Here is a 10,652-nt window from a genome sequence, read left to right on the forward strand (position 1 = left end):
GCCGGTCGCGTCGCCGGCCACGGGGGTCGCGGGCCCGCCCAGCCCGGCAGGCCCGCGACCCCCGTGGCCGGCGACGCGACCGGCTGGTCGATGGACGAGCGCCTCTACAACCAGGTGTGGGGCATGTTCGAGGACCTGGCCCGGGCGACCGCCGCATACCGCAGCGCCGTCGACTTCGCCGAATCCCGGATGGACCAGGAGCTGGAGCGGACCCTGTCCGATCCGCGCAGCCGGATCGGCGGCGCGGGTGACCGGGCCCGTGAACAGGCCCGGGCCAAGCGCGACGAGCTGACCGGCCGGGCCCGCGAGGCACTGGACCGCGACCTCGCCCAGCTCGCCGCCGAGTCCGCTGTGGTGGAGCCGGCGCTGCCTGCCGCGTACGCGGGCTGGGACAACCCCGTCTGGCACGCCTACCGCGTCCCGATGGAGATCCCGATGGCCCTGCGGATCGGGGACCTCCACCTGCCGGAAAGCAGCGGGATGAGCATTCCGCTGCTCGTCCGGCTGCCGCTGGAGCGCGGCATGTGGATCGACAGCGGGCGGACGGCTTCCGAGGCCGCGGCCCTGACCGATACGGACCAGCTGCGCCGGCTGGCCATGGAGAGCGCCGTCCTGCACGCGGCGCGGATGCTTGCCGTCTACCCGCCGAACGAGTTCTCGGTCCATGTCATCGACCCGGCGGGCTCCGCCGCCACGGCGCTGGCGCCGCTGGTCACCGCCGGGGTGCTCGCGAGCCCGCCCGCGTCCGGCCCCGGGGGAGTGTCCTCCGTTCTCGCCCACCTCACCCGGCGCGTCGACCTCGTGCAGATGGCCATCAGGGCCGGAGCCGCGGATTCGCTGCCGCCCGACCTGGACCCGGCCGAGCAACTGCTGATCGTCAACGACTTCCCGCACGGCTTCGACGACCGTGCGGTCACCCAGTTGCGCTACCTCGCCGACGAGGGGCCCGCCGTCGGCGTGCATCTCATGATGGTCGCGGACCGGGAGGACGCCTCCGCGTACGGTCCGGTGCTCGACCCGCTGTGGCGGTCCCTGCTCCGCGTCACCCCAGTCGCCGACGACCATCTGGCCGACCCCTGGGTCGGTCACGCCTGGACGTACGAGCCGCCCGCGACGCCGCCCGGCAGCCGTGTGCTGGAGCAGGTTCTGGAACGAGTCGCCGCCGCGCGCCGCACCGGGCATCGCTGACACGCCGGACTCGGCGGCAACGGCCGCACCCACTCCCACCTGGCATTTTGGATCATCTTTAGCCTTCTCTTTACCTTTCCTTGGTGTTCCCTGTACTGTTCATTGGGCGGAGGGGAGTACTCCCGATCGCGGCGTTCCCGTCAGTACGGACTGTGACCGGTCCCGGGGCGCCGGCCCAGGCGCGCAGCCCGCGCGCCCAGGTGGAAGAGACCTCCGGCAGCGACGACGCTGATCAGTAGCCGTAGCGAACTGCCGGAGGCGCAGTGGACGTTTCATGGACCCTCTGGGCGCTGACCATTCTTGGTCTGAGCGCCCTCATCGCCGTCGACTTCTTCATCGGGCGCAAGCCTCATGACGTGTCGACCAAGGAAGCCGGAATCTGGACGATCGTCTGGATCGCGCTGGCCGCCCTCTTCGGGCTCGGCCTGCTCGTGTTCGGCGAGAGCCAGGCCTCGGGCGAGTTCTTCGCCGGCTTCATCACCGAGAAATCACTGAGTGTCGACAACCTCTTCGTCTTCGTGCTGATCATGGCGAAGTTCTCGGTGCCTTCCCACCTCCAGCAGCGGGTGCTGCTCGTCGGCGTGCTGATCGCCCTGGTGCTGAGAGCGATCTTCATCGCCGCGGGCGCCGCGGTCATCGCCAACTTCTCGTGGGTCTTCTACATCTTCGGGGCGTTCCTGATCTACACCGCCTGGAAGCTGATCCAGGAGGCGCGGGCCGACGAGGAGGAAGAGGAGTTCGAGGAGAACCGCCTCCTCAAGAACATCGAGCGCCGCTTCGGCGTCGCCGACCGGTACCACGGGACCAAGCTCTTCATCCGCAACAACGGCAAGCGCGTCCTGACGCCCCTGATGGTCGTCATGCTCGCCATCGGCACCACCGATGTGCTGTTCGCGCTGGACTCCATCCCCGCGATCTTCGGCCTGACCCAGGACCCGTACATCGTGTTCACCGCCAACGCCTTCGCGCTGATGGGGCTGCGGCAGCTGTACTTCCTGATCGGCGGGCTGCTCAAGAAGCTGGTCCACCTCAGCTACGGGCTCTCGGTCATCCTCGGCTTCATCGGCGTCAAGCTGGTGCTGCACGCGCTGCACGAGTCCGGGGTGCACGTCCCCGAGATCTCCATCCCGGTCTCGCTCGGCGTCATCTGCGGGGTGCTGGTGATCACCACCATCACCAGCCTGATCGCCAACAAGAAGCAGGCCGAGGCGGACGCCGCGGAGGAGCGGAAGGCCGCGGATCCCGCGGACAAGAGCGCCGGCATAGACGCCTGAGCAGAGGTGGGGGGTGTGGGCGCGCGGACCGCGCGCCCACACCCCACCGTCGTCACCAGCCCCGCGCGCGCCATTCGGGCAGCCGCGGGCGCTCGTCGCCGAGCGTGGTGTCGTGCCCGTGTCCGGGGTAGACCCACGTCTCGTCGGGCAGCGGGGCGAAGAGCTTGGTCTCCACGTCGTGCAGCAGGCTCGCGAAGGCCTCGGGGTCCTTGTGCGTGTTGCCGACCCCGCCCGGGAAGAGGCAGTCGCCGGTGAACAGGTGCGGAGCCCCGTGCGGGTCGTCGTAGACGAGAGCGATCGAGCCCGGGGTGTGGCCGGTCAGATGGCGGGCGGTCAGTGCGACCTGCCCGACCCGGATCGTGTCGCCGTCCTCGACGAGCACATCCGTCGGGACCGGGATCCCCTCGGCGTCGAACCGTCCGGCGTACGTACGCGCGCCGGTGGCCGCGACCACCTCGCCCAGTGCCTGCCAGTGGTCGCCGTGCCGGTGAGTGGTGACCACCGAGGCGATCGAGTCGTCACCGATCAGCGTCAGCAGGGTCCCGGCCTCGTTGGCCGCGTCGATCAGGAGCTGCTCTCCGGTCGCCCGGCAGCGCAGGAGATAGGCGTTGTTGTTCATCGGACCGACGGCGACCTTGGAGATCATCAGGTCCGTCAACTCGTGTACGTCCGCGCGCCCGCCGACCTTGACCGTTCCGCTGTACGTCATGCCTCTCAGCCTATAGCGGGGGCAGTGCGGGAAGGGTTCCGCCCTGTACGGTCAGGGCGGAACCGTCGCGGCGCCCGCTGAGCCAGCCGAGCAGCTCGGGGGCGGTACCGCGGACGCCGACGGGGCCGCCCTCCGCGCCGCCACCGGTCGTCCAGGTCCGGCCCCGGTCGTCGGCCACGCCCGTCGACACGACCGCGGGGTGCCGGCCGAAGCGCTCGGCCAGGAAGTCGATCTCGCGGGCGACGAAATCGTCCGGCAGGTCCTCCAGCTCGTAGCCGATGCCCAGGTCGACGTGGTGCAGCTCGACCTCGCCGCGGCGGCGGAAGGGGATCCGGGAGGCGGAGTCCGTCACACCGTTGCGCAGCGTGACGGTGCGCGACCAGTCGGCCGGGGCCGCGGCGGCAGCCGCGAAGCGGTCCGCGCTCGCGGCCAGGTCGGCGAGCTGATCCGTCCGCGGCCGGGGCGCGTCGCGCTCGATGTCGCCGTCGCGGGTTTCGCTGTCTGCGTACATGGGCCGGCCCTGGAGAACATTTACGAGCGCGTCGGCGTTACGTGAGAGGTGCGCGACGACATGACCCCGGCTCCAGCCCGGGAGGCGCGACGGTTCGGCGAGTGCCGCGTCGTCCAGTTTCCCGATAGCGCTGAGCAGCCGGTCGGTCGCTTCTCGCAGTGCGGCCAGGTCGTGCACATGATCAGTCATGGGTCGAGCCTAGCGTCGGCCACTCATTCGGGTGAAGGAGTCATCAGCCGTCCGTAAATCGAATGCGCGTGCTATACGCTCGGAGTCGAAAGCTTCGTACATCGCTGTGGCACCCCCCATACCCTGGGGCAGGGGCTCAGTTCCCCCGCTTCTCTCTAGAAAGGTGCGGACCGGCGTGGCCGACCGTCTCATCGTCCGTGGCGCTCGCGAGCACAACCTCAAGAACGTCTCGCTCGACCTCCCCCGCGACTCCCTCATCGTCTTCACCGGGCTCTCCGGGTCGGGCAAGTCGTCGCTCGCGTTCGACACGATCTTCGCCGAGGGCCAGCGGCGCTACGTGGAGTCCCTCTCCTCGTACGCCCGGCAGTTCCTCGGCCAGATGGACAAGCCGGACGTCGACTTCATCGAGGGCCTGTCGCCCGCCGTCTCCATCGACCAGAAGTCGACCTCGCGCAACCCGCGCTCGACGGTCGGCACGATCACCGAGGTCTACGACTACCTCCGGCTGCTCTTCGCCAGGATCGGCAAGCCGCACTGTCCCGAGTGCGGCCGTCCCATTTCGCGCCAGTCGCCGCAGGCCATCGTGGACAAGGTCCTCGGCCTGCCCGAGGGCAGCCGCTTCCAGGTGCTCTCGCCGCTCGTCCGCGAGCGCAAGGGCGAGTTCGTCGACCTCTTCGCCGACCTGCAGACCAAGGGGTACAGCAGGGCCAGGGTCGACGGCGCGACCATCCAGCTCTCCGAGCCGCCCACGCTCAAGAAGCAGGAGAAGCACACCATCGAGGTGGTCATCGACCGTCTCACGGTGAAGGACAGCGCCAAGCGCCGGCTGACCGACTCGGTCGAGACCGCGCTGGGCCTCTCCGGCGGCATGGTCGTGCTCGACTTCGTCGACCTCCCCGAGGGCGACCCCGAGCGTGAGCGGATGTACTCCGAGCACCTCTACTGCCCGTACGACGACCTCTCCTTCGAGGAGCTGGAGCCGCGCTCCTTCTCCTTCAACTCCCCCTTCGGAGCCTGCCCCGACTGCACGGGTATCGGCACGCGGATGGAGGTCGACCCGGAGCTGATCGTCCCGGACGAGGAGAAGTCCCTCGACGAGGGCGCGATCCATCCCTGGTCGCACGGCCACACCAAGGAGTACTTCGGCCGCCAGATCAACGCCCTGGCCGAAGCCCTCGGATTCCGTACGGACATCCCCTGGGCGGGTCTGCCGCAGCGCGCCAAGAAGGCCCTGCTCTTCGGCCACAAGATCCAGACCGAGGTCCGCTACCGCAACCGGTACGGGCGCGAGCGCGCCTACACCACGCCCTCCTTCGAAGGCGCGGTGCAGTTCGTCAAGCGGCGGCACTCCGAGGCGGAGAGCGACTCCAGCCGGGAGCGCTTCGAGGGCTATATGCGCGAGGTGCCCTGCCCGACCTGTGAGGGCACCCGGCTCAAGCCGATCGTCCTCGCGGTCACGGTGATGGAGAAGTCCATCGCCCAGGTCGCCGCGATGTCGATCAGCGAGTGCGCCGAGTTCCTCGGCCGCATGAAGCTGAACGCCCGCGACAAGAAGATCGCCGAGCGAGTGCTCAAGGAGGTCAACGAGCGGCTGAAGTTCCTGGTCGACGTCGGCCTCGACTACCTCTCGCTGAACCGCGCGGCAGGCACCCTGTCCGGCGGCGAGGCGCAGCGCATCCGGCTCGCCACCCAGATCGGTTCCGGTCTGGTCGGCGTGCTCTACGTGCTGGACGAGCCGTCCATCGGCCTGCACCAGCGCGACAACCACCGGCTGATCGAGACCCTGGTCCGCCTCCGCGACATGGGCAACACGCTCATCGTCGTCGAGCATGACGAGGACACCATCAAGGTCGCCGACTGGGTCGTCGACATCGGCCCCGGCGCCGGGGAGCACGGCGGCAAGGTGGTCCACTCCGGATCGCTCAAGGAACTGCTGGCCAACGACAAGTCGATCACCGGTCAGTATCTGACCGGCAAGAAGTCGATCGCGATGCCCGAGATCAGGCGGCCCGTCGACCCCTCGCGGCTGCTCACGGTCCACGGCGCCCGGGAGAACAACCTCCAGGACATCGACGTCTCGTTCCCGCTCGGCGTGCTGACCGCCGTGACCGGCGTCTCCGGCTCCGGGAAGTCGACCCTGGTCAACGACATCCTTTACACCCACCTGGCCCGCGAACTGAACGGCGCCAAGTCGGTGCCCGGCCGGCACACGCGGGTCGACGGAGACGACCTCGTCGACAAGGTGGTGCACGTCGACCAGTCGCCCATCGGCCGGACACCCCGGTCCAACCCGGCGACGTACACGGGCGTCTTCGACCACGTCCGCCGGCTGTTCGCGGAGACGATGGAGGCCAAGGTCCGCGGCTACCTGCCGGGCCGGTTCTCCTTCAACGTGAAGGGCGGCCGCTGCGAGAACTGCTCCGGTGACGGCACGATCAAGATCGAGATGAACTTCCTGCCCGACGTGTACGTCCCGTGCGAGGTCTGCCACGGAGCGCGCTACAACCGGGAGACCCTGGAGGTCCACTACAAGGGCAAGTCCATCGCCGAGGTGCTGGACATGCCGATCGAGGAGGGCCTGGAGTTCTTCGAGGCCGTCCCGACCATCGCGCGTCATCTGCGGACGCTCAACGAGGTCGGTCTCGGATACGTCAGGCTCGGCCAGTCCGCGCCGACGCTCTCCGGCGGTGAGGCCCAGCGGGTGAAGCTCGCCAGCGAGCTCCAGAAGCGCTCCACCGGACGCACGGTCTACGTCCTGGACGAGCCGACCACCGGTCTGCACTTCGAGGACATCTCCAAGCTGATCAAGGTGCTCTCCGGCCTGGTCGACAAGGGCAACACGGTGATCGTCATCGAGCACAACCTCGATGTCATCAAGACCGCCGACTGGGTCATCGACATGGGCCCCGAGGGGGGCAACGGCGGCGGCCTGGTCATCGCCGAGGGCACCCCGGAGTTCGTGGCGGGCGTTCCCGCCAGCCACACCGGGAAGTTCCTCCAGGGCATCCTGGACGCGGACCGGGTCAGCGAGGCGGCCGTGCCCGCGGCGCGCAAGCCCGTGCGCAAGACGGCTGCGAAGAAGGCGCTCTCCGCGAAGTCCGCTCCCGCGCGGAAGACGGCGACGGCGAAGACCGCCACGACCAAGGCGGCCACGGCGAAGGCCACCGGGACGGCAGCGGCCAAGAAGACCGCGGCCAAGAAGACGGCCCGCGCGCGCAAGGCCTGACACCACGATCGCGCGGTGCGAGGTGGCGGTCCCTCCCGAGGGACCGCCACCTCGCCGCGTCCTGCCCCGCCGCGTCCTGCCTCGCCCTGCCGCGTCCCGACAGGGCCCCGCCCGTCCCTTCCTCCCACGACGTGCACCGTCGCTTACCGCACCCGCCCTGACCAGGCACGACCGCGGGCGACCGGCCCGCGCGCAAGGGCGCCCGGCTCCGCCGGTATCGTCGGATACGTCACCGCCGCCCCGCTGTTCAGGCGCTCCGGGCAGCCCTGGCACCTCTACCCCTCTGACCCGTGGAGACCGCATGTCCGGCCAGCCCACCGCCCGCCGCACCGTGCTGAAGGGCGCCGCTCTCGCCGGCGTCGCCGGGCTGGGAGTGGCCGCCTGCTCGACCGAATCGAAGCTCGGGCACGCCGAGACGCCGACCCCGACCGCGCCCGTGGAGCTCGGTGCCCCCGACGAGATCCCGGTCGGCGAGTCCAAGCTCTACCGCGAGCAGCGCGTCATCGTCAGCTGCCCGGCCAAGGGGCAGTACAAGGCGTTCAGTGCCCAGTGCACCCACGCGGGCTGCCTGCTGGACAAGGTCGAGAAGAACGAGGGCCACTGCCCCTGCCACGGCAGCCTTTTCGACACCACGACCGGCAAGGCACTCCACGGCCCCGCGACCGTTCCGCTGCCCGCGGTCCCGGTCAAGGTCGAAGGCGGAAAGCTGATCGCGGGCCCCGACGCCTGATCGCCGGCCCGCCGCCTGATCGCGGGCCCCGACGCCTGACGGCGGGCCCGTCTCAGTCCCAGTCCCAGTCGATGCCGACCAGACCGGGCCGCACCCCCTGCTCCACCAGGTGCACGGTCCGGTGCCGCCCGGTGAGCGTGAGATCGGTCCGGGCCCCGCGCGGCGCCCCCGCCGAGACCTGAGCGAATCGCCGGCACCGTACCGGCAGCGCCTCCTCGTCGAACCGGACCTGCAGCACGTACTGCCCGCCGCCGAAGCTGAAGCCGCGGACGTACTCACCGCACGGCCCGCCCGTACCGTCCTCGAAGCCATAGCCGAAGAGGTACGTCTCACCGGCCCGCAGCCGGGTGTCGAAGAGCAGCTCCGCGACCAGCACCCCCGTCTCCGCGTCCCAGCGGACCCGCCCCGTCCGGCAGTTCTCCCGGGCGCTCACCGCTACCCGTGCCGGATCGCAGCCCGGGTCGCCGCGGTACACGGCGAGATAGCGGTCGACGCCGTCGCGGTGGGCGCGCACGACGTGCTGCGAGCCGCGGACCTCCATCCGGCGGCCGGGCCCGATCCGTACCCGCTCCTGGTGACCCACCGTGTGCAGCCCGCCGTCCGAGGGCGACTCCATCGCCGCGAGCAGCCGCTCCACCGCTCCGGAGGCCTCCATCAGGGAACGGTACGAGCGGGCCGGCGGGCGGTCGGCGTCGCCGCCGGACTCCCCGGACCCCAGCAGCCCGAGCAGGGAGTTCCCCGGCAGCTCCAGCACCTCCTCCAGCGCCTTCACGGCCCGCAGGGACTCCGGCCGCTGCGGACGGCGGGCGCCCTGCTGCCAGTAACTGAGACTGGTCACACCGACCTTGACCCCGCGGTGCGCCAGATGGTGCTGCACCCGCTGGAGCGGCAGTCCGCGTACCGAGAGGGCGGTGCGCAGCGCCAGATGGAACGGGCCGGTGTGCAGCACCTGCGCCAGTTCGGCCTCGGTGTGCAGCATGCGTCCTCCAGGTGAACGTTCACGACGGGCGACGGCCGGGCCGCGCCGGCGGGTGTGGGGCCGCAGGTGGCCGGGGGAGAGCGTTCACGCACCCGCCACCGGCGTTCACACCGCGGTGTTCCCCCGCATTGAAGCGTGTTGACCCGCTCCCGACAACGGTTGATGCTCCTCGTCAGCGTCCGGACGCGCTCCTTGGATCCCCCACCCCCCGCCACGGGAGGAACGCCATGCGCAACCGAAGATTCCGGCCGGTACGGCTGTCGGTGACAGCCGTACTCGCCGCCGTACTGCTCGCCGCACCCACGGCGACCGTCACCGCCACTGCCGCCGATCAGCACCACACCGCCACCGCCGCCGGTCAGTACCGTGCGGCCTCCGCCACCGCCACCGGCCGGTCCACCGCCGTCTCCACCGCGACGGGCACCCTCGCCGCCGCCCAGAGGCTGAACATCAGCATGCAGGCCCAGCAGAAGACGAACTGGTGCTGGGCCGCCGCCGGCAACACCATCGCCACCTGGTTCGGCCGGAACTACACCCAGAACCAGTTCTGCAACGCCGCGTTCGGCCGCGCCCAGGGCTATGAGTGCCCCAACTCGCAGGCCTCGCTCGGCAACGTCCAGGACGGTCTGTACTGGGCCGGCATCAACCCCGGCTCCTACGTCACCGGCTGGCTGCGCTACCCGACCGTGCAGGCCGAGATCACCGCCGGACGGCCCGTGGAGACCCGCATCCAGTGGTCCTCCGGCGGCGGCCACATGCACGTCCTGTACGGGTACGACGACGCGAACAGCTGGGTGTACTGGGGCGATCCCTGGCCCTCCAGCAACCGCTACAACTGGGCCTCGCACGCCTGGTACGTCAACAACAGCGAGTTCTCCTGGACCCACTCGCTCTACCGGATAGGGGCGTGACGGCATGACCTCCACCCGTTCGCAGGCCCGCCCCACTGCCCGCGCCGCGCGCCGCGCTCGTCCCGTCGCGGCCGCCTTGGCCGCGGCCGGCGTGCTGGCCGGCGCGGCCCTGCTCACCGTCGCCCCGCAGGCGGCCGCCGCCACCGGGCCCTCGGCCGGCCCCGCGGCCCTGGCAGCGGCCCACGAGGCGGCCACCGACGCCACGACCCTGAACACGCTGTCCCGGTTCTTCGCCCGCGAGGGCGCCGTCACCAGGGCGGCGGCCGCCCCCCGGATCGAGGGCGCGGCCGTGCCCGTACGCACCCTGTCCGCGGACTTCGTCGGGGGAGAGCCCGGGGCGCCCGTCGCCGCGCTGGACTACCTGGCCAGCACGGCGGTCTCCTCGGACGGCCAGAAGGCATCCCTGTGGACGCTTCCCGAACCGGGGAAGGACGGCAGCTGGCAGGTGGTGAACATCGCCACCGGCGACGACGAGACCCGGTACGCGGCCGCAGGCGCCCGCAAACTGCCCGGCGGCATCGTCTTCCGGGAACCGCAGATCGACGCCTGGTACGTCCAGAAGGGCAGCCGGGTGCTCCCGCTGGACGGGGACGCCGTGCGTGCGGTCGGCGCGGGCGGCACCACGCTGGCCGCCTACCGCACCCGGGTGCGCAGCGCGTACGCGGACAAGCTCCCCGGTTCCGGCTACGCCCGCGCGGGCCGTGCCGGGGGCTACGGGGCCACCGCCGCGGGGCCCGCCATCGCCGCGGACGCCACCGCCACGACCGCCGCGGGCACCGCCCTGACCGCGACCTCCGGGGCGGCGGCCGCGGGCGCCGTCGCCGTACTCGCCCTCTGCGGCGTCACGGTCCTGCGCACCCGGCACCGCCGCAGGACGACGTGACCGCGGGATCTGTGCGGACCCGATGACCCCGCACTCCGGGACACGTGCCCCC

The 10,652-nt window shown here is 70.9% G+C and carries 8 protein-coding genes and 1 pseudogene; 6 read left to right on the forward strand and 3 right to left on the reverse strand.

Annotated elements, in window-relative coordinates:
- Positions 1–1,188, forward strand: a pseudogene (locus tag EAO72_RS42770) (TerD family protein); the annotation flags it as partial.
- A gap of 263 nt (positions 1,189–1,451) precedes the next feature.
- Complete coding sequence (locus EAO72_RS04320; RefSeq protein ID WP_148015868.1) at positions 1,452–2,462, forward strand: TerC family protein; 1,011 nt, start codon at positions 1,452–1,454, stop codon at positions 2,460–2,462.
- 52 nt (positions 2,463–2,514) lie between these two features.
- Here EAO72_RS04320 and EAO72_RS04325 read toward each other — a convergent pair whose 3' ends face one another.
- Positions 2,515–3,171: an MBL fold metallo-hydrolase gene (locus EAO72_RS04325; RefSeq protein ID WP_148015869.1), complete on the reverse strand. Its 657-nt coding sequence runs from the start codon at positions 3,169–3,171 to the stop codon at positions 2,515–2,517.
- A 10-nt stretch (positions 3,172–3,181) separates the two neighbouring features.
- Positions 3,182–3,871: a maleylpyruvate isomerase family mycothiol-dependent enzyme gene (locus tag EAO72_RS04330; RefSeq protein WP_148015870.1), complete on the reverse strand. Its 690-nt coding sequence runs from the start codon at positions 3,869–3,871 to the stop codon at positions 3,182–3,184.
- 175 nt (positions 3,872–4,046) lie between these two features.
- Here EAO72_RS04330 and uvrA point away from each other — a divergent pair, with 175 nt between their 5' ends.
- Positions 4,047–7,097: an excinuclease ABC subunit UvrA gene (gene uvrA / locus EAO72_RS04335; protein ID WP_148015871.1), complete on the forward strand. Its 3,051-nt coding sequence runs from the start codon at positions 4,047–4,049 to the stop codon at positions 7,095–7,097.
- Positions 7,098–7,398: 301 nt separating this feature from the next.
- A complete protein-coding gene (locus tag EAO72_RS04340) occupies positions 7,399–7,827 on the forward strand; it encodes a Rieske (2Fe-2S) protein (RefSeq protein WP_148015872.1) in 429 nt (142 codons plus the stop codon).
- Between the two features lie 52 nt (positions 7,828–7,879).
- Here the strand turns inward: EAO72_RS04340 and EAO72_RS04345 are convergent, their stop codons facing one another.
- Positions 7,880–8,806 (reverse strand): hypothetical protein, encoded by a 927-nt coding sequence (locus EAO72_RS04345; protein WP_148015873.1) that lies wholly within the window; start codon positions 8,804–8,806, stop codon positions 7,880–7,882.
- A 227-nt stretch (positions 8,807–9,033) separates the two neighbouring features.
- On the opposite strand from EAO72_RS04345, the gene EAO72_RS04350 reads away from it, so the two are divergent.
- Both EAO72_RS04350 and EAO72_RS04355 read left to right on the forward strand, forming a co-directional pair.
- Positions 9,034–9,717 carry a papain-like cysteine protease family protein gene (locus EAO72_RS04350; RefSeq protein WP_148015874.1) on the forward strand — a complete coding sequence of 228 codons (684 nt, stop codon included), beginning with the start codon at positions 9,034–9,036 and terminating at the stop codon, positions 9,715–9,717.
- 4 nt (positions 9,718–9,721) lie between these two features.
- On the forward strand, positions 9,722–10,600 hold the full coding sequence (locus tag EAO72_RS04355; RefSeq protein ID WP_148015875.1) for a hypothetical protein: 879 nt from the start codon (positions 9,722–9,724) through the stop codon (positions 10,598–10,600).
- The last annotated feature ends 52 nt before the right edge of the window (positions 10,601–10,652 follow it).

Origin of the sequence: Streptomyces sp. OR43, from assembly GCF_008042275.1 — a bacterium.
Lineage (GTDB): Bacteria > Actinomycetota > Actinomycetes > Streptomycetales > Streptomycetaceae > Streptomyces.

Coding starts and splice junctions, on each gene's coding strand:
- EAO72_RS04325 (WP_148015869.1), bottom strand. CDS start 3,171: ATGACGTACAGCGGAACGGTCAAGGTCGGCGGGCGCGCGGACGTACAC.
- EAO72_RS04330 (WP_148015870.1), bottom strand. CDS start 3,871: ATGACTGATCATGTGCACGACCTGGCCGCACTGCGAGAAGCGACCGAC.
- EAO72_RS04340 (WP_148015872.1), top strand. CDS start 7,399: ATGTCCGGCCAGCCCACCGCCCGCCGCACCGTGCTGAAGGGCGCCGCT.
- EAO72_RS04345 (WP_148015873.1), bottom strand. CDS start 8,806: ATGCTGCACACCGAGGCCGAACTGGCGCAGGTGCTGCACACCGGCCCG.
- EAO72_RS04350 (WP_148015874.1), top strand. CDS start 9,034: ATGCGCAACCGAAGATTCCGGCCGGTACGGCTGTCGGTGACAGCCGTA.
- EAO72_RS04355 (WP_148015875.1), top strand. CDS start 9,722: ATGACCTCCACCCGTTCGCAGGCCCGCCCCACTGCCCGCGCCGCGCGC.